This window comes from Taklimakanibacter deserti, from assembly GCA_003574785.1.
The window spans coordinates 20,260-41,780 of the sequence record QORU01000021.1; the positions used below are offsets into that span (position 1 = coordinate 20,260).

Consider the following 21,521-nt stretch of genomic DNA (forward strand, 5'->3'; position numbering starts at 1 on the left):
CATGCCGCCGCTGCCGGGCAAGCTGGTTCTGGTGGTAGGACCGTCGGGCGCCGGCAAGGATAGCCTGTTGCGCCATGCAGCGGAAAGTCTCGCCGGTACCAGGCACGTCGTCTTTCCACGCCGCGTCATCACCCGCCCGAATGGCGACGCTACGGAAGCCCATGACAGCATGACAGCGGAAGACTTCCGCAAGGCCGAGGCGAGAGGCCACTTCGCTCTGTCCTGGGAGGCGCATGGCCTTCATTACGGCATTCCCGTTACGATCCTGAATGACCTTGCGGCCGGCCGGGCCGTCGCCGTCAATGTCTCACGTGCCGTCATTGCAGAGGCGGGAATCCGCTTTCCCAACCTGGCCGTGCTCCATGTCACGGCACCCGTGTCGGTCATCGCCGCGCGGCTGGCCGGGCGCGGGCGCGAGTCCCCTGAGGACATCGCCCGGCGCATCGAACGTGAGCCGCCGCATTTCGAGGCGCGCTTCGATACGGTCACCATCGTCAACGACACGACGCTCGAGCGCGCCGGTCTCGCTTTCACCACCGCCCTCTTGCGATTTGTCGAGGTCAGCCATGCCGCGCCTGTCTGAGACGCCCTATTTCCATGACGGCGCCGTCGTCATCGGCTCGACGCTCGGCCGCTATGTCGAGATCGGCGCCGGATCCCGTATCACCGAGAGCATCTTCGGCGACTACAGCTATACCGACCGCTATGCCGACATCGCCTATTCGACCCTCGGCAAGTTCGTGAATGTCGCGGCCTTCGTGCGCATCAATCCGGGCGAGCATCCCTATCAGCGCGCCTCGCTGCATCATTTCATGTATCGCTCGGAATATTACTGGCCGGAGGAGAAAGGCGAGGAAGCGATCTTCGACTGGCGGCGCTCGCGCGGCGCCGTCATCGGCCACGACACCTGGATCGGCCATGGCTCGGTGATCATGAAGGGCGTCACCATTGGCGATGGCGCCATCGTGGGCTCGCTCTCGGTCGTAACTAAAGATGTCCCCGCCTATGCGATCGTCGCGGGCAAGCCGGCGCAGTTCATCAAGTGGCGCCATCCGCAAGCCATAGGCCGGCGCCTGCAGGCACTCGCCTGGTGGGACTGGGACCACGCGACACTGCGCCAGGCGCTCGAGGATTTCCGCACGCTGACAGTCGAGGCCTTCCTCGAGCGCTACGAGGCAATGCCCATGCAGAAGGTCGGCTAGCCTCCACTCTTTCCTGCAACTACGGCTTCAAGGCTTGTGCCCGCGCATGCGGGGACAGGCCTTCGCCCCTTGACGCTCGATAGCCGCCGACTATAGTCCATGTCCGGCATACTAGATTAAAGTCCACCATTACGGAAAAGCACATGGGATTGCTCGCCGGCAAAATCTGCCTCGTCAGCGGTGCGGGCCAGGGCCTGGGGCGCGCGGTGTCCCACGAAATGGCGGACGAAGGCGCCCATGTCATGCTGCTGGAGCGCAATGCCGAGACCGTCGCCACGGTGGCCGCCGAGGTCGAGGCCAAGGGCGGCAGCGTCACGCCCTATCCGCTCGATGTCACCGATTATGACCGCTATCGCGAGATCGTCGCCGATGTGATCGCCAAGCACGGGCGCATCGACGTGCTGGTCAACAATGCCGCGATCAACCCGCCGACCCGCACCATCCTCGACGACACGCTGGAGGACTGGCGGCGCACCATCGCCATCAATCTCGAGGCCGTCTATATGGGCAGCAAGCTGGTGGCGCCCCATATGGTGAAGCAGGAATGGGGGCGCATCATCCACGTCGCCTCGATCCAGGGCTTTGCCTCGAGCGGCGAGGCCGGCGCCTACAACGCCGCCAAGGGCGGCATCATCGCCTATACCCAATCCATGGCGGTCGAGCTCGGCCGCTACAATATTCTCGTCAATGCGGTGGCGCCCGGTTTCATGGTGACGCCGATGTCGATCGTCAACGGCGTCGATGAGACGACGACACCCGACTTCATCGAATGGTATGTGCGCCGGCGCAAGATCCCCTTGGGCCGCAGCGGCCTGCCCGAGGACGTCTCGGGCACCGTCGTCTTCCTGGCCTCCGACTATTGCCGCTACATGACCGGGCAATTGCTGGTGGTCGATGGCGGGCTGATGAGCACATTCTGACCGAGAACGACTATCATAATGAGTGAGGAACAGGGAAGGCATCAGCCATGAGCACCATCAAGATACCCAATATCTCGCGTCGTGATTTCCTGATGACATCGGCGGGGCTCAGCGCCGCCGCCGCTTTCGGCCTGCCCACGGGCGCCCGCGCCGAGGACAAGACCCTCGACATGTGGTGGTGGGGCCAGCAGGAGCTGCCCGGCCTGCAGAAATTCGTCGACGACTCGATTGCCGCCTACAAGGACGCGACGGTCAAGTCGATGCTGCAGGACACCGCCGTGGTGATCTCGCAGTTCCAGACCGCGGCCGCCGCCGGCAAGGCGCCCGATATCCAGTATCTATGGAACGGCGTCTATCACATGGAGAGCGTGTGGCTGGGCTATCTCAAGGGCCTGAAAGGTCTGGTGAAGGACGACATCCTCACCGCCTCCAACCCGACCGCGCTCAGCCGCTTCGGCGGCAATATCTACCGCGTCGGCTGGTATCCGCTGCCGATGTTCTGGTGCTACAACAAGACCCTGTTCGAGAAGGCCGGCCTCGATCCCGAAGCGCCGCCCAAGACCTGGGACGACCTGCTCGCCGCCTGCGAGAAGCTCAAATCCGCCGGCATCGAGCCTTTGGGCGGCGGCATCCAGGACGGCTATTGGAGTGAATGGTACATCACCCATTCCCTGCCGCAGAATCTCGATTCCTTCGGCGAGGCGGTCGAGCTCATCATCGGCGAGAAGGATTTCCGCGATCCAAAATATCACGAGCACTGGACGAAGCTCGAAGAGCTCAAGAAGAAGGGCTATCTCAACAAGGACATGTCGTCGCTCGAGCTCTATCCCGGCATCGATCTCGTCGCTGCAGGCAAGCTCGCCATCGGCCAGACGATCGGCACCAGGCTTCCCGCCGACAGCAAGGCGACCGGCGGCAAGATCGGCTTCATGACCATGCCGATCTTCGGCAAGGGCAAGCTTGCCGGCGTTCCCGTGGTCGACGTCCAGGGGCTCGGCATCTCGACCAACGCCGAGGATCCGCAAGCGGCGGCCGCCTTCCTCGAATATCTGAACTCGCCCGAGCGGCTGAAGGCCTTCTGGGACGCGACCGGCTGGCTCCCGTCCAACACGACCTTCGATGCGAGCGTCATCACCGATCCGTCGGTCAGGGCATTGTGGGAGAATTGGGGCCTCAAGCCCAATATCTCCAACGTGACCAATCTGGTGCCGGGCCAGTTCTATGAGCGCGCCGCCATCCCGACCGGCCAGCAGATCGTCCAGGGCTCGATGACCGGCGAGCAGGCGGGCGAGCTCGCCGCCAACACCGCCAAGGAATGGCGCGACTTCAATCCCGACATGGTCGAGAACTACCGCAAATGGGCCGTCGACCTGTCGGCGCCGCTTTGATCTCTTCCCCTCGCCCCGCGAAGCGGGGCGAGGGGAAAGCGCTGTCGAAGCTCAAGCCCTATCTCTATGTGCTGCCGCTGGTGGCGCTCCTGGCTTCCGTCTTCGGCTATCCGCTGGTCCGCATCTTCGAATTCAGCTTCAAGCTGGTGCGCGGCGTCGACGGCCCGTGGATCGGCTTGCGCAATTACCAGCTGATCCTGTCGCAATCGCTGTTCTGGGAATCGGTGCTGCACAATATCCAGCTCCTGCTGGCGATCCCCGCCATGGTCGTCATCTCGCTCCTGATCTCGATCCTGCTCTATGAGCGCGTTCCCGGCTGGAAGCTCTATCGCATCATCGTCTTCGTGCCTTTCGTGCTCGCCATCCCGATCATCGCCGTGATCATGAAGCGCATGTTCCAGTTCTCAGGCCCGGTGAACGAAGTCCTGAGGTGGCTGAGCCTCGATTTCCTGGCGCTCGACTGGATCGGCTCTTCCGATGTCGCGCTGTGGACGGTGATGATCCTGATCATCTGGCGCGAATCCGCCCTCGGCATCATCCTCTTCCTCGCCCGCCTCCTGAGCCTCGATGAATCGGTGATCGAGGCCGGCAAGCTCGACGGCGCCAATTGGGGGCAGCGCGTGTGGCACATCATCCTGCCGCAGATGAAAGGCGTCATCGAGTTCTTCGCCGTGGTCAGCGTCATCACCATGCTGGCCTCGGTCTTCGCCTATGTCTTCGTCATGGGCGGCGGCCGCGGCGGTCCCGGCACCGCGACCATGGTGATCGAGCTCTATATCTTCAATGCGCTGATCCGCATCAGCCTGCCGGGCATCGCGTCGGCAGCCTCGGTGCTGCTGTTCGGCGTGTCGGTGCTGCTGATCTTCCCGATGTTCCGGGCGCGCCGCCGGGTCAGGGAGCAGGAAGGCTAGACCATGAAAATCCGCTTCGCGCCCGGTGATCTCGTCAAGCAGGCCGTGCTGGTCATGGCCTCCTTCGTCGCCCTCGCGCCGACGCTCTATATGATCGTGACCGCGCTCAAGAGCGATGAGGAATATGCGATCGACAAGCTCGGCCTGCCGGACGTGCCGGTGTTCGAGAATTTCCGCGCCGTGCTCATCGACAGCCCGTTCATCGCCTGGATGCTGAACAGCTTCATACTGGTCTTGGGTGCCGTGCTGCTCAGCCTCGTCGTGTCCTGCCTCGCCGCCTATGCCATTGCCCGCATGGAGTTCAAGGGCCGCGACACGCTTCTGGCCCTCAGCACCTCGCTGATGGCGGTGCCGCCGGTGGTCATGATCGTGCCGCTCTTCGTGCTCTATACGCAGCTCGACCTGATCAGCACCTATCAGGGCGCCATCCTCATCTATGCCGGGCTCGTCACGCCCTTCTCGGTCTATCTGCTCACCACCTTCTTCCGCACCGTGCCCAAGGAGCTGTTCGAATCGGCCCGCATCGACGGCTGCGGCGATTTCACCATCCTCTGGCAGATCGTCCTGCCGCTGTCGCTGCCCGCCATCCTCACTCTGGTGGTGGTGAATTCGCTCTACGTCTGGAACGACCTCCTGATCGCCATCATCTTCCTGCAAGAGGACGCCAAGCGCACCTTGATGGCCGGGATCAGCGTCTTCCAGGGGCGCTACAACAATCAGGTGCCGCTCACCATGGCCGGCATGGTCATCGCCAGCGCGCCGATGTTCATTCTTTACATCGCCTTCCAGAAGCATTTTATTCGCGGCCTGATGGCGGGCGCCATCAAATGACCGTGCCCCTCCTCACCATCGCGAATGAACGCCTCAGCGTCACGCTCAATCCCCGGGTCGGCGGCAGCATCACCTCGATCACCCATCGGCCGTCGGGCTTGTCCGTCCTGGGCACGGTGCCCTGGCCCGCCATCGATGAGCCGATCGCAAGCTTGGCGGCACGCGATGAGCCCGAATGGCTGACCCGCTACACCGGCGGCTGGCCGCTGATCTTTCCCAATGGCGGCGATGCCTGCATCGTCGACGGCATCTTTCACGGCTTTCACGGCGAAGCCTCGATCGCGCCCTGGTCGGCGGTGGCGCAGGCGGAGGGAATCGAGCTCACGCGTCGCTTCACCGTTGTGCCGGTGGAGATGCGCCGTCATTTGCACCTCGCGGACGATGTGCTGGTGATCCGAGAGCATCTGCGCATGAAAGGTGATCGTCCGCTCGATGTGATGTGGGGCCATCACCCGACCTTGGGCTCCGACCTGCTGGCGGGCCCGGTCGAGATCACCACCGGTGCCCGCCAGGTGACGGTCGATCAGACCTATGATCCCCCGGCCAATCCCTTGCGGCCGGGCGCCACGGGCCATTGGCCGGTCATGCCCGGCAAGACCGCGCCTGTCGATCTGAGCCGGCCTTGCGATTCCCTGGCGAGCCTCGTCTATTTGCATGATTTCGACGCGGCCTGGATCGCGGTGCGGCGCATGGACAATGAAATTGCCGTCTGTCTGTCCTGGGACGCGCACCGTTTCCCTTGCGCCTGGCTATGGTGCGAATTGACGGGCACGATCGATCCGCCCTGGCGGGGCAAGACGCGGCTCATCGGCATCGAGCCCAATACGACCTGGCCAGGCATCGGCCTCGTGAAGGCCAAGGCCGCGGGCGGCACGCTGCTTCGCCTGCATCCGGGTGAAGAACTTGACGCTACAATACGATTTCGCGTGTTCCGGCCTTCGGCGTGAGCTGCCACATATCTGCCTCTCCCCGCTCATAATCCCCTGAGGCATTCGATCTGTGCCTGGAGATTTATTGTCTTGCCTGAAGCCCGTGCTCTTATTTTGGCGAACCGGCGCGCGCGGAAGGGCAAACAATCGCTCGGCGCCGCGATCGATCGGCTGCATCATGCCGGCATCGGCACGATCACCGTGCCGCAAGACCCATCGACCAGTTCGGCCAATGTCATCCATGCGCATGCCGATCGTATCGACTTCGTCGTTCTCGCCGGCGGTGACGGCACGCTGAATCACGCGGCTTCCGCCTTGCACGAAACCGGATTGCCTTTCGGCGTGCTGCCGATGGGAACGGCGAATGATTTCGCCCGGACCATCGGCATACCGCGCGACCTCACGCGCGCCGCAGAGATCATCATCGACGGCCACCAACGGCCGGTCGATCTCGGCGAGGTCAATGGTCATTTCTTCTTCAATGTCGCGAGCATCGGTTTTTCCGCGACACTTGCGCGTGGGCTCACGGCCGAGGCGAAGAAACGCTGGGGGACTCTGGGCTACGCTTTGGCGGCGCTCAATCTCTTGCGCCAGAGCCGCCCTTTCACGGTCGAGATCGATCATGACGGCGCGGTGGAGACGGTGAGGACGGTGCAGGTCGCCGTCGGCAATGGCCGGTTCTATGGTGGCGGCATGGCGGTCGAGAAGACCGCGGCACCCGATGATGGCCGTCTCGATGTCTATAGTCTCGAGATCGATCACTGGTGGGAGCTGATCGCCTTGGCCCCGTGGCTGCGCCGCGGGACCCAGAATCGCTGGCGCAAAGTGCGCGCCTTTTCGGCCACGAATCTCGTGATCCGGACGAAGCGGCCCCATGACATCAATGCCGACGGCGAGATCGTGGGTCAGACCCCCGCGACATTCCATATCAAAATCAAGGCGGTAAAGGTCTTCGCGCCTCGTCTGGTAAGGCCGGGTTAACCGCAACTGTGGGTAATTTCCGGTATCCTTATTTTAATCATATTCCTCGTTAATGAGTGGAGGGGTGACGGAGAGGAACTTCGGCATGCGCAGACCGTGGAAAATAGGCGCGCTACTGGTGGGGACAGCATTGTTCTGCGCCGCCACCGTCTCATTATATATGAGCGATCGCGGGAGCTTTATCGCCAAGCTGTGGACGGACTCCCAGTCACGCAATATTTCCACTTGGGAATTGTTGGCCCTGGCCTTCGGCTTCGACTCCGACCCGGATGTGCTCAAGCGCGCCCGGAACCAACCCGAAGTTGTGATGCCGGTCAAGGATTATGTGGAGAAGCGGGTAAGCCCCGCGCGAATAGAGGCCGGCAAGCTCAAGATCACCGAATGGCAGGATGCTGTCGCCGGCATCGAGAAGAAATATGGCGTGCCGGCCAGGATGCTGGTGGCGATCTGGGGAATCGAGTCCAATTTCGGCAAGACGATGGGCGACAAGAACGTCTTGGGCTCGCTCGCGACGCTCACCAAGGCCGGCTATCGCGCCGATTATTTCAATAAGGAGTTGCTCGCGGCGCTCGAGATCGCGCGCGACGGCAAGATCCAAAAGGCGCAAATGGTCGGGTCCTGGGCGGGCGCCATGGGCCAGATCCAGTTCATGCCCTCGAGCTATCTGACTTATGCCGTCGACCATGATGGTGACGGCCGCAAGGACATCTGGAAGTCGATCCCCGATGCGCTGGCCTCGACCGCCAACTATCTCAAGGAAAGCGGTTGGCGGCCCGACACCGACTGGGGCTACGAGGTGAAGATCCCCGAGAAGTTCGATTTCGCCGCCGCCTGGAAGAAGAAGAACGTGACGCTCGCCGACTGGGCCAAGATGGGGCTTCAGCGCGCCGATGGAAAGCCGTTCCCGCGTCCGAGCGAGAAGGCCCGTTTCTATCTGCCCGCGGGCGGCGCCGGGCCGGTCTTCCTGGTGCTCAAGAATTTCGACGTGATCAAGCGCTACAACAACGCCGACTCCTATGCGCTGGCCGTAGCACATCTCGCCGATCGCATTGCCGGGGCTGAGGATTTCATCAGCCCGTGGCCCGAGGATGTGGTGCCGCTGTCGCGCAGTGAGCGCAAGGAGCTCGAGGCGCTGATCGCCGAGAAGGTCCTGAAGCCCGGCAAGCCCGCCGGCAATGCGAGCCACGCCATCCGCCTTGCCATCATCAAATTCCAGAAGACGGAGGGGCTCCTGGCCGACGGCCATCCCTCCCGCGCTCTGCTCCAGCGCCTGCGCGACTGGAGCCCGGCTTCCTCGAGCTAGATCCAACGATATTCCTGATCGCTGACCTGCCCCGGCCTCGCGGCCGGGACCGTCGGCTTGCCTGGCTGAGGAATGCTTGTCCACAATCGCGGAACGGGGTACAGTATTTCAAACACGGGGCGTGTGCGCGTGAGGACGGGACTGAATGCTTCCTTCGGATAAACGGGCCTTGAAGCCCATGCAGGAACCGGATGCCGCGGCTGGCGAGGAGGAAAATACGGGCTCCCGCAGTGTCAGGCGGGCGCTCGATATTCTCGAGCTCATCCTCAAGCACAACCAGCCGGTCACGGTGGCGCAGATCATCGGCGAATTGTCGATCCCCAAATCGACCGCCTATGAGCTGGTGCGCACCTTGTCGGACGGCGACTATCTCGAGCCTTCCGGCAAGGGCTCCGGCCTGTTCCTGGGCCGCAGGCTGTTCGAGCTCGGCATGGCCTATAAGAGCCATGTCGATCTCCTGCGCGACGGCAGCCGCATCGCCGAGGAATTGCGCGACGAGACCGGCGAGACGGTGCAGCTCTCGGTGCTCGAGAACAATCTCATGATGGTGCTGTTCAAGGAGGAAGGCATCCGCCCCTTGCGCATCATCAGCAATGTCGGCTCGCGGGTCCCGGTCAACTGGGCGGCGGCCGGACGCCTCCTCGTCTCCGATCTCGACGACAAGGGGCTCGCCAAGCTCTTGACCGACACGGTGCGCCAGTCGCCGACCGGCAAGGCCATTCTCGACGTCAAGAAGCTCATCGGCCAGATCCGCAAATTCCGCCGCCAGGGCTATGCCACCGAATTGAACGAAGCCAATGAGCATGCGGGCTGCGTCGCCGCCCCGGTGATCGACGGCTCCGGCCGCTGCATCGCCGCCTTGAGCATCGTCGCCCCCGAGCAGCGACTCGCCAAATCCAATCGCGACCAGCTCATCGCCAGCGTCATTGCCGCCGCCGAAAAGCTGTCGCGCCGCCTCGTCTGATTTCCCTCACCATTGTTCTAGCATTCACGGAACCTCAATGAGCATCGAAGCGATCGACTTCTTCTATTTGTCCATGCCGCACGTCACCGACGCCGGCGACGGCAGCCAAGATGCCCTGGTGGTGCGCGTCGCGGCCGACGGCCATATCGGCTGGGGCGAATGCGAGGCCTCGCCGCTGGTCTCGATCGCCGCCTATGTGACGCCCATGTCGCATGGCGCCTGCAAACCGGTGTGCGACGTCGTGCTCGGCAAGAAGATCGACAGCGCCGATGACATTCAGCGTCTCGCGGCCGCGGTCGAGCTCGAATGCATGGATCTCTTGCAGGCGGCCCACACTTTATCCGGCATCGAGATGGCGTTGTGGGATCTCCTCGGGCGCAAGCATGGGGCGCCCGTCTATGAGCTCCTGGGCTACGCCAAAGCTTTTCCGAAACTGCCTTATGCCTCGCAGCTTTTCGGCGACACGCCGGAGGAGACGCGCCAGGGCTGCAAGTCGGCGCGCGACAAGGGTTTTCGCGCGGTGAAATGCGGCTGGGGTCCCTTCGGGCGCGGCTCACTGGCCGATGACCGCGACCATTTGCAGGCGGCGCGCGAGGGCCTGGGGCCGGAGGGCACCTTGCTCATCGATGCCGGGCAGATCTTCATCGAGGATGTCGCGGCCGCCGCGACCCGGTTGCCTCTGCTCGCCGAGGTCGGCGCGACCTGGCTCGAGGAACCGTTCCTGGGCGGCGCCTACGACGCCTATGCGGCACTCGCCGCGAAGAGCGGCAAAGTGCGCATCGCCGGCGGCGAGGCCTCCCATAATTTCCACATGGCACGGCAATTGATCGACTACGGCAAGGTTGCCTATGTGCAGATCGATTGCGGCCGCATCGGCGGCATCGGTCCGGCGAAGCGCGTGGCGGATTATGCGGCACCGCGCGGCGTCACCTATGTCAACCACACTTTCACCTCGCATCTGGCCCTGTGCGCCTCGCTTCAGCCCTATGCCGGGCTGAAGGACCATGTGATCTGCGAATATCCCTTCACGCCGAAATCGGTGGCCTGGGACATGACCGAAACGCATCTGACGCCCGATGCCGAAGGCGAGGTGTCGGTGCCTCAGGCCCCCGGCCTCGGCATCACCGTCGACACCAAGGGCATGGCGAAATATCTCGTCGATGTCGAGATCCAGGCCAAGGGCAAGCTCCTCTACCGCACGCCGAAGCTCTGAATCATTCCCTGGCTTGACCCTGTCCGTCCGCGCTGATTAGACTATTCCGCAAAGTAAGCCGACTGTCCGAAATAGCGGACAGACAACAAATACCGGGCGAAAAGGGAGAGAGACATGACCAGCATATCTGACGACCTGCGGGCGATGCTTGCATTGTCCCGTCAAAGCACGCTGTCGCGGCGCGGCCTGATGAAGGCTTCACTGGCCTTGGGCGCAGCCGCCTTGGCCGGCTTGCCGGTACGCGAGGCCAAAGCCTCGACGACCATGACCTGGATGGGCTGGCAAGGCTACGAGACGCCGATCAAGGCGGGCACGTTCCTGAAAGACAATGACATCGATTTCCAGCCGACCTTCATCGCTTCCAATGAGGAGATCATCACCAAGCTGCAGGCGGGCGGCATCGGCAAGACCGATATCATCACCATGTATTTCGGCTATCTGCCGCTGATGGCGCAAGGCGGCCTGCTCGAGCCCATCGATCCGGGAAAGATCCCGCTCTTCGGCGAGCTCATTCCGCAGTTCACCAACAATGAAGCGATCCGTGAAAGTGGCAAGCTCTATGGCGTGCCGTGGAACTGGGGCTCGCTGCCCTTGATGTATGACCCGGAAGCGGTGAAGACGCCGCCCGAGAGCTGGCAGGATCTGTTCAAGCCCGAGTTCAAGGGCAAGGTGGCGATGGTCGATGATCCCTTGGGCAATCTCCTCATCTGGGGCACGGTCGTCACCGGCAAGCCGATGGGCACGCTGCTGACCCGCGAGGAGCTGGCCAAGGTCATCGACACGCTCATCGATCTCAAGAAGAACCAGGCCCGTGCCTTCTTCGCCTCCTATGGCGACATGGCGGACGCCTTCGCCCGCAACGAAGTGACGGCGAGCGCCATTGGCTGGGAAGCCGTCGCGGTCTGGGCCAAGGCCAAGGGCAAGGTGATCAAATACACCATCCCCAAGGAAGGCACCGGCATGTTCATGGATTGCCTGTGCATCCCGAAGGATGCGCCGCATCCCGACCTCACCTACAGGATGATCAACCATATAGTTTCGCCCGAGCCGCAGAAGATCTTCGCGACCGAGCAGAGCGCCGGCATCACCAATCTCAAGACGGTGCCCATGCTGCCTCAGGAGCTGGCCCAGTCCTACAACTATGCCGATCTCGACGGCTTCATGAAGAAGGCGCGACTGCAGCCCGTGCCGCCCAGCGAATATGACGGCAAGACGGCGAGCTATGGCGACTTCCTGCAGGAATATGCCCGGCTGCAAAAAGCCTGACGCCAGAGCATCGGACCGAAAAGTGCAAAGCGGTCTTCGGATAATCCGATGCTCAAACAAAAGATAGCGCGGATAGGCTCGGAAATCGCAGGCGAGCCGGCAGCACGCTCGATGGGCGTCCTGCCGGCTCTCGCTTTATGGTCGGCGCTGTTCGCCTTGCCTCTATGCTTCTTCTTCATCGTCAGCTTCTGGTCGGTGCGGGGCCTCGCGATGCGGCCCGATCTCACCTTGCAGAACTACTGGGCCACCTTGCGCGACTATGGCGATGTCCTGGCGAGCACGCTCCTCATCGGCCTCATTACCGCTTTCGTGACCACTTCCATCGCCTGGTTCTTCGCTTTCGCGATCCGCTTCCGCGCCGGACGCTTCGGCAATGCGCTGCTCTTCATCACCCTCATCGCGCTCTTCGGCGGCTATCTGGTCAAGATCTATGCCTGGAAGAGCATCCTCGGACGCGACGGCATCATCAATGCCGCCCTCCTCGCGCTCGGCCTCATCGATGAGCCGCTGACCGTCTTCATCTACAACGCCAACAGCGTCGTCATCACCCTCACCTACTTCCTGCTGCCTTTCGCGGTCCTGCCGATCTATGGCAGCATGCGCGCCATCCCGGAGGATTTCGTCGAGGCGGCGCGCGATCTGGGCGCCGGGTCGCTGCGCGCCGCGGCCGACATCGTCCTGCCGCTCAGCGAGAAAGGCTTGAGCGTCGCTTTCCTGATGGCCTTCCTGGTCTCGGTCGGCGATTACGTGACGCCGCGCTATGTCGGCGGCGGCGCCTCCATGATGGGCCATTTCATCGAGACGCAGTTCTCTTTCGGCTTCAACTGGCCGATGGGGAGCGCCATGTCCTTCACCCTGATGGCGGTTTCCCTCATCATCTATCTGTTGCTCAGGACCTTGTTCCGCCGGCTGGTGCTGCCATGAGGCCGAAGCTCACGATGCAGGGCTGGCGCCTCTTCATCTTCCTGGTGATCGCCTTTCTGGTAACGCCGCTCATCCTCGTCATCTTGTTCAGCTTCAATTCATCGGCGCTGACCAGCCTGCCGCTCACCGGCTTCACCTTCGACTGGTATCGCCGCCTCTTCGCCAATGAGAGTTTTTGGCCGGCCTTGACCAACAGCCTGATCATAGGCTTCACCGTCGCGGTCCTGTCGGTCGTGGTGGGCACGCTCGCCGCTTTGGCGCTTGTGCGCTTCAAACCGAAGGGCGCCGACCGGTTGATGGCCCTGCTTTCGGCCCCGATGATGATGCCCGCCCTCATCATCGGCATAGCGCTCCTGGTCTTCTTTAAGCGCCTCCTCGACGTCCCGCTCGGTCTGCCGACGGTCATTCTCGGCCATCTGGTGATCATCCAGCCTTTCGTCATCGCCATCCTCCATGCGCGGCTCGCGACATTCGACTGGTCGCTGGTCGAGAGCGCCCGCGATCTCGGCGCCTCGCCGCTCAGGGCCTTCGCCACCATCACCTTGCCGATCATCCAGCCGACCATCGTCGGCGCCGCACTGATCGCGCTTTCCATCTCGCTCGACGATTTCGTCATCACTTTTCTCACCATCGGCGCCGGCAACACCTTGCCGACCATGGTCTGGGGCCTGGTGCGCACCTCGCTCGATCCCACCATCAATGCGCTCGCCACTTTGCTGCTTGTCCTCAGCATCGGATCGACCATAGTGGCCCTGTCGGTCAGCCGGTATCGCGGGTGAAAGGATGATGGTCTTCGACTATAGCGGGAAATCCGTGTTGGTGACGGGCGCGGGCCGGGGCTTGGGCTTTGCCATCGCGCAAGCCTTCCTTGCCGCCGGCGCCAGCGTCTTCCTCAATGACCGCACCGCCGAGCAGGTCGATGCCGCAATCGCCAAGGCCGGTGGGGGCGAACACCTGATTCCGGCCCCGGCCGACCTCGCGACCGCTAAAGGAGCGGCTCTGGCCCTGGCGCCAGTGCTCCGCCACGGCCGGCTCGACATCCTGGTCAACAATGCGGCGGTCAATATCGAGAAGCCGATCGAAGAGACCGACGATGCGCATTGGGACCTGCATCTGGCGGTCGTGCTGAAGGCCGCCTTCTTCACCACGCGCACCGCTTTGCCTTTGCTCACGCAATCGCAAGGCTCGGTCGTCAATATCGCCTCCGAGCTCGGTCTCCAGGCGATCGCCGACAACATCGCCTATGTTTCGGCGAAGCACGGCCTCATCGCCATGACGCGATCCATGGCGCTCGAGCTGGCGCCACTCAACATCCGCCTCAACGCGCTCTGTCCCGGCACGATGGATACCGAGCTGATGCAGGATTGTGCCAGGGCGAGCGGTGATCCCGACGATTACTATCGAAGGTTCCGGCAGTATCATCCGCTCGGACGGCTTGCCACGCCGCAGGAGATCGCGGCCTTCGTGCTCTGCCTCGCCTCGCCCGCCGCCGCCTTCATGACGGGGAGCGCGGTGGCGATCGATGGCGGCAGCTCGGCGGGGAGGATGTGATGGCTCTGCTGTCCGGAAAGCGCGTCCTGGTGACCGGATCGACGCGCGGCATCGGCCGCGCCACGGCCGAGCTCTTTCTGGCGAAAGGGGCCGAGGTCATCGTGCATGGGAGGAGCCGGGGCGATGTCGACCGCACGATCGATGAGCTCGGCCATCGCGATCGGATCACGGGACATGCCGCCGATCTGGCGCGCCGCGGCGAGACGAAGCGCCTCGCTGAGGAAGCGGGCGCAATCGATATATTGGTGAATTGCGCCGGCATCTATATCGAGAAGTCCATCATCAACTCGGATGAGGCCTTCTTCGACCGCACCATCGAGATCAACCTGACCGCGGGCTTCCTGCTCAGCCGATCGCTGTTGCCTTCTCTGCGGCAGAGGCGCGGCGTCATCGTCAATGTCAGCTCCGATGCCGGCCTCCTGGGCTATGGCGGGAGCTCTGTCTATGCCGCCTCGAAAGGCGCCGTCATCGGCCTGACCAAGGCGCTCGCGGTGGAGCTCGCCCCCGATGTCCGGGCGCTCTGCATCTGTCCGGGACCGGTCGCGACCGACATGATGGAGAATGCCGTCAAGGCCACGTCCGATCCCGAAGCGGCGCGCCGGCAATGGGCGAGTTTTCCGCTGCTCGGCCGCGTCGCTCGTCCAAGCGAGATCGCCGAGGCCATTGTCTTTGCGGCATCGCCCGCCGCGAGCTTCGCCACCGGCAGCATCATCACCATCGATGGCGGCACAACCGCCGGCAAACGAGTTTGAGAGGAAAACGAACATGAGCGGTTCCGATTGGCAGATCTGCGCCCAAACGCATGACAGGCTGGGCGAAAGCATCTTGTGGCATCCTACCGAACAGGCGCTCTATTGGATCGATTTCTATGGGCCCTTCGTGCATCGGCGGAAACAGGCGAAGGGTCCGGTCGAGACCTGGAAGATCGATGCCGGCAAGGCGATCGGATCGCTGGTCTTCGCCGACAAGGGCCGCCTCCTTCTGGCGCTCGACAACGGTCTCTATCTCTTTGATCCCGCGACCGGCAAGACCACGGCGTTTGCCGATCCGAAAAAGGGCCGCACCGATTTGGGCTTCAATGACGGCAAGATCGATCGCGCCGGGCGCTATTGGATCGGAACTTATGATGTCCCGGAAGTCTCGCCCAACGCCATCTTCTATCGCGTTGCCGCCGACGGGACGGCGACCGTCGCCGATGACGGCTTCGTCGTCTGCAACGGTCCCAGTTTTTCGCCCGACAACCGCAAGCTCTATTTCAGCGATTCCTATGGCCGCCGCATCCTCTCCTATGACCTCGGCCAGGACGGGACGCTGTCGGGCAAGCGCACTTTCATTCAGTTTGGACCGGATGACGGCCTGCCCGATGGGCTGACCGTCGACAGCGCCGGCAATATCTGGTGCGCGCTCTATGCCGGAAGCAAGGTCGTGTGCCTCGATCCGCAAGGGACGATCAAGCTGTCGCTGCCGCTCCCCACGGCCCATGTCACCAGCCTGTGCTTCGGCGGGCCGGGGCTCAAGACGCTCCATGTCACGACGGGATGGGGCGCCGGAACGACGGAAGAAACCAAGGCACAGGATATTGGCGGCTCGGTCTTCATGCGGCCGGTCGATATTCCGGGCCTGCCGGAGCCGATCATCACCCTTTCCTAGGCAGGCTCGCTTGCCGTTCCGCGACCAGCTGCGTCAGCGCCAAAGTGCGGGACCGCACTTCCCCCGGTCTCACGCTGATTTGGGCAAGCCCTTCCGACACCGCCGCCAGCGCAGCGGCCTCGGCTACGCTCGCATGGGTGAGAGGATCGAGCGGCGAGGGCAGGATATGCTCGGTGTCGTTGCTGCCGAGCCTCGCCAGCATGCGCGATGCGGCAAGGCACATGCCGATCGAGACGGACTTCGCTTTCGTATCGAGCGCGCCCCGCATGAGGCCGGGGAAAGCCAGCACATTGTTGCAGTGATTGGGGAAGTCGAACCGCCCGCTGGCCGCGATCGCAGCACCCGCGGCGCGCGCTCTGTCGGGCGATATCTCGGGCTCGGGATTGGCGAGCGCAAAAACGATCGGATCCTTGGCCATCGCGCGGATCATTTTTTCATCGACGATGCCGCCGACCGAGAGACCGATGAAGACGTCCGCCCCCTTCAGCGCATCGGCAAGGCCGCCGGTCAGTTGCGAACGGTTGCTGCGCGCCGCGATCTCGCGCCAATAATCATGCGCCAGCGGATCCCCGGCCTTCAATATGCCGTTGCGGTCGACGGCCACGATATCGCCGACACCGAGCGCCTCCAGCATGAAGATCGTCGCCGAGCCGGCCGCGCCCACGCCATTGACCACGACTCGGACATCGCCGGGTTTCCGCCCCGTGAGCTCCAGCGCCTTGATGAGGCCGCCCAGCGCCACCGTCGCCGTTCCATATTGATCGTCGTGAATGACCGGAATCGACAGCCTTTCATCCAGTGAACGCAATATCCGGAAGCAATGCGGTGCCGCGACATCTTCCATGTTGATGCCGCCAAAACTCGGCTCGAGGGCCGCCACCACGTCGCAGAACTGTTCCGGGCTTTTGACATCGAGGCACAATGGCATGCAGTCGATGCCGGCCAGCGCCTTGAACATCACCGCCTTGCCTTCCATCACCGGCATGCCGGCATGGGGCCCGACATTGCCGAAGCCCAGCACCGCCGTGCCGTCGGTGACCAGCGCCACCATATTGTCCTTGGTCGTCTGCCGGCCGAGCTCTTCCGGATGCGCCAACAGCCGGCGCACAACATGGCCGACGCCTGGCGTATAGGCGACCGCCATATCGGCCAGCGTCTCGGCGCCTACCTTGGGCAGGATCTCGATCTTGCCATGGCCGGAATAGACGTCGCGCCCGAAGGCCAGCGCCCGGTCCTCGAAGGTCGACGATGCGTCATTCATGCGGCGACCAGCCGGTCGAGGGTGCGGAAGGCGGCATCCTCGTCCTCGCGCACCAGGATCTCATAGAGCGTGATCTGGCTGAGCTGCGACCACACATAGTTCTTGAGCTGGTTGAACGGCTTTCCGGCCTGGTCGCACTCCTTGAGCTTGAGCCGGCTTGCCGCGAACTGGCGCAGCATCGGCTCGGTATAGAGATGCGCGGCGCCCATCGTATAGGGCCAGTTCATGTCGGCGAGATGAGTGACCCATTGCTCGGCCGGCTGCGGCGCCAGTACCACCTCGCCGCCTTTCCTTTCGAGCAGGCCGTAACCGACCGGATCGACATTGGCCAGCACGGCGGCGGCCTTGATGAAATGGGCGACACGGTCGAGCCCGACCCAGTTCGTCACCACCTTGCGGCCGTCCATCGACGCATTGAGCGCGGAGAGCTGATGCGCCGCCGCCATGGCCATGACGATCCGGCTGTCGAAGCGGCGATGCATCAGCTCGGCCGTCACATAGATGCAGTGCGCATGCCAGGTATCGTCATAGACGGTGCGCGGCTCCTCGAGCCAGGTGCCGTCCTGCTGCCACTGATAAAGCCAGACCTTCGGATATTCATGCACCAGGAGGCCCGCCACCGACACGTCGCGATTGATCGGCACGCCATAGACCTGGCGGTAATTCTGCGTATAGGCATCGGCCATGCGGATATTATAGGCGACCGTCAGTGCGAGCCCGCCCGGATGCGCATTGTAGAAATCATTATGGCTCGAGGGCGCGGTGAGATAGGTCTGCGGCGACATGTGCCCCCTGGGCCACACATGGTCGGGATCGTCCGCCGCATTGAAGAAGCCGAGCTTGACCATTTCCTTGAACAGCTTTCGCCGGTCGTCGTCGCTCGGATACAATTCAAGGAAGGTGATCTTAGGTCCCGTGATGCATTCGGTCATCAGCCGGCGATAATCGGCATCCTCGAGGCTGGCCGCGGTGCGCAGGAGCTCGTTATAGATGCCCATGATCATCAAGGACGAGCGCGCCATGTCCTCGGGCGACATGGCGATCACCTCCTCCAGCCGCCGTTGCGGTGCCAGTTCCAGGTCGTCGGAAAATTTCGCATAGGCGAACTTTCCGGGCAGTCCGCCATGCTTGCCGCAAGCGCCTGTCACACACATGTGAATTCCTCCTTCTTCGCAAGATCGGCTTCGTCGCGATCGGTGGTGATGAACAATTTCGTGTCCCGGTCGAGGATGCGGCCGCTTTTCACCGTGAAACCAAACCAGGCCGGCCCTTCGCTCTCAACCGGATGATCGGCCGCGGTCCTGACCTTGATGAGGTGATCACCGAGCTTCACATCCAGGATTTGATGGCTACCCAAGTGTTCGATCCACAGGACTTCGCCCGCAAAGGGTGTCTCGGGAGAGGGCCTGGATGCCGCCTGGATTTCTTCCGGCCTGATTCCAACGGCGGCATGAGCCGGAAGAGGTCCGGCACTTGCGACAGCCGTTGTGAAACCGGACCCGACCGCCTGCGGCGCGCCATTCTTCGGTTTCAGCTCGACAGGCAGGATATTCATGGGCGGCGAACCGATGAAGCGCGCCACGAATTCGCTCGCCGGCCGGTGATAGACATCATCCGGCGTGCCCACTTGCTCGAACCGGCCATTGTTGAGGACGCCGATGCGGTCCGACATCGACAAGGCCTCGATCTGGTCATGCGTCACATAGAGGATCGTCTGGCCGGTCTCGCGATGCAGCTTCTTGAATTCGAGCCGCAAAGCGATGCGGATACGTGCATCGAGATTGGTGAGGGGCTCGTCGAGCATCAGGAGATCGGCCGGATGGCTGATGGCCCGGCCGATGGCGACCCGTTGCTGCTCGCCGCCCGAGAAGGTGCGTGGCAACCGGGACAGCAAATGATCGACCTTGAGCAGATTGGCGACCTCATCGACGCGCGCCTTGACCGCCGCCTCCGCCATCCCGGCGACGCGCAAAGGGAAGGCAACATTCTCGAAACCGGTGCGATCGGGGAACAGAGCGATATTCTGGAACAGCAGGCTCACTTTCCGCTCGCGCGGCTGCAGCGCGCCGAGATCCCGGCCCTTGAGCGCGATCGTACCGCGATCCTGCCGCTCTAGGCCGGCGATCGTCTTGAGCAGCGTCGACTTGCCGGCATTGGTCGGTCCGACAATGGTGAAGAACTCACCTTTGCGAAGCCTGAGATCGATGTCGGACAGAGCCGTCACTTTGCCGGGATAAGTCTTGGTGATGTCTTTGAGCGCGAGCCAATCCATCAGGCGGCCTCCGGCAGGACGACCTGGTCATTGTCGCCGCGGATGAGATGGACCTTGGCCGCATTCACGCTGGCCCACAGTTGATCGCCCGGCGCGGCGAAGCCCGGGCGCATGATCGCGGCGGCAACCGCATCGCCATAATCGACATAGGCGACATGCTCGGCCCCCAGATTCTCGACAAAGCGCACGATGGTCCGGGCCGCGCCGGCGCTCTTCTCGCGCGCGAGCCTGAGGTCGTGCGGCCGGATGCCGAGCAGATGCAGGCCCTGGGGCGCATCGCTGACGCGCAAGGCGATCGCTTCATGCAGGGCCGTCACCGCCCGGCCCTCGATCACTTGGCAGGGAACCAGGTTGATGGGCGGATCGCCGATGAACTCGGCAACGAAGCGCGTCCGGGGCCGGTGATAGATCTCCTGCGGCGTGCCGATCTGCTCGATGACGCCTTGCCGCATCACCGCGATCCGGTCTGACATCGCCATGGCCTCGACCTGGTCATGCGTCACATAGAGCACGGTCTGGCCGAGGCTCTTCTGGATCTGCTTGAGCTCGCTGCGCAGCGAGGCGCGCAAACCCGCATCGAGATTGGACATGGGCTCATCGAGCAGCAGCAGGCGCGGCTCCGTCACCAGCACGCGGGCGATGGCGACACGCTGCATCTCGCTCATATTGAGGCTGGCGCCGCGGCGGTCGAGCAGTGCGGTGAGATCGAGCTTGGCCGCGATATCGGCAATGCGCCGTCCGCGCTCGGCGCGGGCGACAGCTTGCGCCTCGAGACCGAAAGCCAGATTGCTCTTGACGGTCAGCCGGCTGAAGACTGCATAGTCCTGGAACACCATCCCGATCCGGCGGCGGCCGGGCGGCGTGTCATTGACCGGTTTGCCGTCGATGGCGATGGTCCCGGCGCTCGGCGTCTCGAAGCCCGCGATCATCGCGAGCGTCGTCGACTTGCCGCAGCCCGACGCGCCGAGCAGCGACAGGAACTCTCCCGACGCCAGCGTGAGGTCGAGGCCGCGCACCGCCTCGACGCCGTCATAGCTCTTGGCCAGCCCCTTGAGCGCGAGCCGCGGGGTCATCTTTTCACCGCGCCGAGTGTCAGGCCGCGCACCAGATGCCTCTGGATGAGATAGCCGAAGCAGATCACCGGGAGCGTCGATATGGCGCCCATGGCGGCCTGCACGCCATAAAGCTTGCCGGAGGAGGCCGAGACATAATTGGCGACCTGCAGCGTGACGGTGACGATCTTGCCCGAGGTCAATACCAGCGCGAAGAGGAACTCCGACCAGTTGAGGATGAAAATAAAAAGTGCCGTCGCCAGGATGCCACCGCGGATCAGGGGCAGCGTGACCTTGATGAAAGCTTCCACCCGGCTCATGCCATGCACCATGGCGGCACCCTCGAGCTCGGCCGGCGCATCCTCGATGAAGGAGCGGATCATCCAGATCGAGAAAGGCAATGTGAAGGCCGTATAAGCGAGGATCATGCCGGCATAAGTGTCGGCGAGCCTCAGCATGGCAAAGAGCGCCACCATCGGCACCACCACCGCGATCGGCGGCATCATCCTGACGGTCAGGAACTGGAACGGATAGTTCTCGCCGCCCGTCCGGAAGCGCACGATCGAATAGGCGGCGAGCGTGCCGAAGACGACCGACAGGATCGTCGCCACCGTCGAGATGATGGCGCTGTCCTGGAACGCCTTCCAGGCGCTGCCCGATACCTTGTAGTCGAGCGAGCCCGCTTGCGTGGCGGCGAAGTCGCGCGCCGCTTGCGGGAAGAACACGATCCGGTAGTTCTGCAAGGTCGGCTGCTCGGTGAGCCAGACCGGCGGCCAGGCCGCCCATTCGTCATAGGGCTTGATCGAGGTCGCGAGTAGCCAGTAGATCGGGAAGAAGGCGATGAGCATGCCGAGAATGACGGCAAAGCGCTTGAGGCCTGTTGCCAGCACGTTTCTTGCCATC

22 protein-coding genes are annotated in these 21,521 nt (G+C 63.1%); 17 read left to right on the forward strand and 5 right to left on the reverse strand.

What is annotated here, in order from left to right:
• Nucleotide 1: 1 nt before the first annotated feature.
• From phnN to DS839_RS32130, 17 genes are all read left to right on the forward strand, one after another.
• Entirely contained in the window at nucleotides 2-583 is a 582-nt protein-coding gene (phnN, locus tag DS839_RS32050; RefSeq protein ID WP_368912039.1) for a phosphonate metabolism protein/1,5-bisphosphokinase (PRPP-forming) PhnN, read from the forward strand.
• Nucleotides 567-1,202: an LbetaH domain-containing protein gene (locus tag DS839_RS32055; RefSeq protein ID WP_119274622.1), complete on the forward strand. Its 636-nt coding sequence runs from the start codon at nucleotides 567-569 to the stop codon at nucleotides 1,200-1,202. Before phnN ends, DS839_RS32055 begins: the two co-directional genes overlap by 17 nt.
• A gap of 143 nt (nucleotides 1,203-1,345) precedes the next feature.
• On the forward strand, nucleotides 1,346-2,122 hold the full coding sequence (locus tag DS839_RS32060) for an SDR family NAD(P)-dependent oxidoreductase (protein ID WP_119274623.1): 777 nt from the start codon (nucleotides 1,346-1,348) through the stop codon (nucleotides 2,120-2,122).
• A 47-nt stretch (nucleotides 2,123-2,169) separates the two neighbouring features.
• The gene (locus tag DS839_RS32065; RefSeq protein ID WP_119274624.1) at nucleotides 2,170-3,510 is read left to right on the forward strand and encodes an ABC transporter substrate-binding protein; all 1,341 of its coding nucleotides are present in this window, start codon (nucleotides 2,170-2,172) and stop codon (nucleotides 3,508-3,510) included.
• Nucleotides 3,480-4,421 (forward strand): carbohydrate ABC transporter permease, encoded by a 942-nt coding sequence (locus DS839_RS32070; protein ID WP_162918944.1) that lies wholly within the window; start codon nucleotides 3,480-3,482, stop codon nucleotides 4,419-4,421. The genes DS839_RS32065 and DS839_RS32070 overlap by 31 nt, the downstream gene beginning before the upstream one ends.
• Nucleotides 4,422-4,424: 3 nt before the next feature.
• The gene (locus tag DS839_RS32075; RefSeq protein ID WP_119274626.1) at nucleotides 4,425-5,252 is read left to right on the forward strand and encodes a carbohydrate ABC transporter permease; all 828 of its coding nucleotides are present in this window, start codon (nucleotides 4,425-4,427) and stop codon (nucleotides 5,250-5,252) included.
• Nucleotides 5,249-6,199, forward strand: a complete 951-nt coding sequence (locus tag DS839_RS32080) for an aldose epimerase family protein (RefSeq protein WP_119274627.1) — start codon at nucleotides 5,249-5,251, stop codon at nucleotides 6,197-6,199. The genes DS839_RS32075 and DS839_RS32080 overlap by 4 nt, the downstream gene beginning before the upstream one ends.
• Before the next feature lie 72 nt (nucleotides 6,200-6,271).
• Entirely contained in the window at nucleotides 6,272-7,162 is an 891-nt protein-coding gene (locus DS839_RS32085; RefSeq protein ID WP_368912040.1) for a lipid kinase, read from the forward strand.
• 85 nt (nucleotides 7,163-7,247) lie between these two features.
• The gene (locus DS839_RS32090) at nucleotides 7,248-8,465 is read left to right on the forward strand and encodes a lytic murein transglycosylase (protein WP_162918945.1); all 1,218 of its coding nucleotides are present in this window, start codon (nucleotides 7,248-7,250) and stop codon (nucleotides 8,463-8,465) included.
• Between the two features lie 145 nt (nucleotides 8,466-8,610).
• Nucleotides 8,611-9,429, forward strand: a complete 819-nt coding sequence (locus DS839_RS32095; protein ID WP_119274630.1) for an IclR family transcriptional regulator — start codon at nucleotides 8,611-8,613, stop codon at nucleotides 9,427-9,429.
• Between the two features lie 37 nt (nucleotides 9,430-9,466).
• Nucleotides 9,467-10,642 carry a mandelate racemase/muconate lactonizing enzyme family protein gene (locus tag DS839_RS32100; RefSeq protein WP_119274631.1) on the forward strand — a complete coding sequence of 392 codons (1,176 nt, stop codon included), beginning with the start codon at nucleotides 9,467-9,469 and terminating at the stop codon, nucleotides 10,640-10,642.
• A gap of 114 nt (nucleotides 10,643-10,756) precedes the next feature.
• Entirely contained in the window at nucleotides 10,757-11,908 is a 1,152-nt protein-coding gene (locus DS839_RS32105; RefSeq protein ID WP_119274711.1) for an ABC transporter substrate-binding protein, read from the forward strand.
• A 48-nt stretch (nucleotides 11,909-11,956) separates the two neighbouring features.
• On the forward strand, nucleotides 11,957-12,832 hold the full coding sequence (locus DS839_RS32110) for an ABC transporter permease (protein ID WP_119274632.1): 876 nt from the start codon (nucleotides 11,957-11,959) through the stop codon (nucleotides 12,830-12,832).
• A complete protein-coding gene (locus DS839_RS32115) occupies nucleotides 12,829-13,611 on the forward strand; it encodes an ABC transporter permease (RefSeq protein ID WP_119274633.1) in 783 nt (260 codons plus the stop codon). The genes DS839_RS32110 and DS839_RS32115 overlap by 4 nt, the downstream gene beginning before the upstream one ends.
• Before the next feature lie 4 nt (nucleotides 13,612-13,615).
• Complete coding sequence (locus DS839_RS32120; protein ID WP_119274634.1) at nucleotides 13,616-14,383, forward strand: SDR family NAD(P)-dependent oxidoreductase; 768 nt, start codon at nucleotides 13,616-13,618, stop codon at nucleotides 14,381-14,383.
• Entirely contained in the window at nucleotides 14,383-15,135 is a 753-nt protein-coding gene (locus tag DS839_RS32125) for an SDR family NAD(P)-dependent oxidoreductase (RefSeq protein WP_119274635.1), read from the forward strand. The genes DS839_RS32120 and DS839_RS32125 overlap by 1 nt, the downstream gene beginning before the upstream one ends.
• A 13-nt stretch (nucleotides 15,136-15,148) precedes the next feature.
• Entirely contained in the window at nucleotides 15,149-16,033 is an 885-nt protein-coding gene (locus tag DS839_RS32130; RefSeq protein WP_162918946.1) for an SMP-30/gluconolactonase/LRE family protein, read from the forward strand.
• Here DS839_RS32130 and DS839_RS32135 read toward each other — a convergent pair.
• Genes DS839_RS32135 through DS839_RS32155 form a run of 5 tightly spaced genes read right to left on the reverse strand, consistent with a single transcriptional unit; the run spans nucleotide 16,020 to nucleotide 21,520 of the window.
• On the reverse strand, nucleotides 16,020-17,294 hold the full coding sequence (locus tag DS839_RS32135; RefSeq protein ID WP_119274637.1) for an NAD(P)-dependent malic enzyme: 1,275 nt from the start codon (nucleotides 17,292-17,294) through the stop codon (nucleotides 16,020-16,022). The genes DS839_RS32130 and DS839_RS32135 overlap by 14 nt on opposite strands.
• Entirely contained in the window at nucleotides 17,291-18,448 is a 1,158-nt protein-coding gene (locus DS839_RS32140; RefSeq protein ID WP_119274638.1) for a hypothetical protein, read from the reverse strand. Before DS839_RS32140 ends, DS839_RS32135 begins: the two co-directional genes overlap by 4 nt.
• Nucleotides 18,439-19,566, reverse strand: a complete 1,128-nt coding sequence (locus DS839_RS32145) for an ABC transporter ATP-binding protein (protein ID WP_119274639.1) — start codon at nucleotides 19,564-19,566, stop codon at nucleotides 18,439-18,441. The genes DS839_RS32140 and DS839_RS32145 overlap by 10 nt, the downstream gene beginning before the upstream one ends.
• Complete coding sequence (locus tag DS839_RS32150) at nucleotides 19,566-20,639, reverse strand: ABC transporter ATP-binding protein (RefSeq protein WP_119274640.1); 1,074 nt, start codon at nucleotides 20,637-20,639, stop codon at nucleotides 19,566-19,568. Before DS839_RS32150 ends, DS839_RS32145 begins: the two co-directional genes overlap by 1 nt.
• Nucleotides 20,636-21,520, reverse strand: a complete 885-nt coding sequence (locus DS839_RS32155) for a carbohydrate ABC transporter permease (protein WP_119274641.1) — start codon at nucleotides 21,518-21,520, stop codon at nucleotides 20,636-20,638. Before DS839_RS32155 ends, DS839_RS32150 begins: the two co-directional genes overlap by 4 nt.
• Between the last annotated feature and the right edge of the window lies 1 nt (nucleotide 21,521).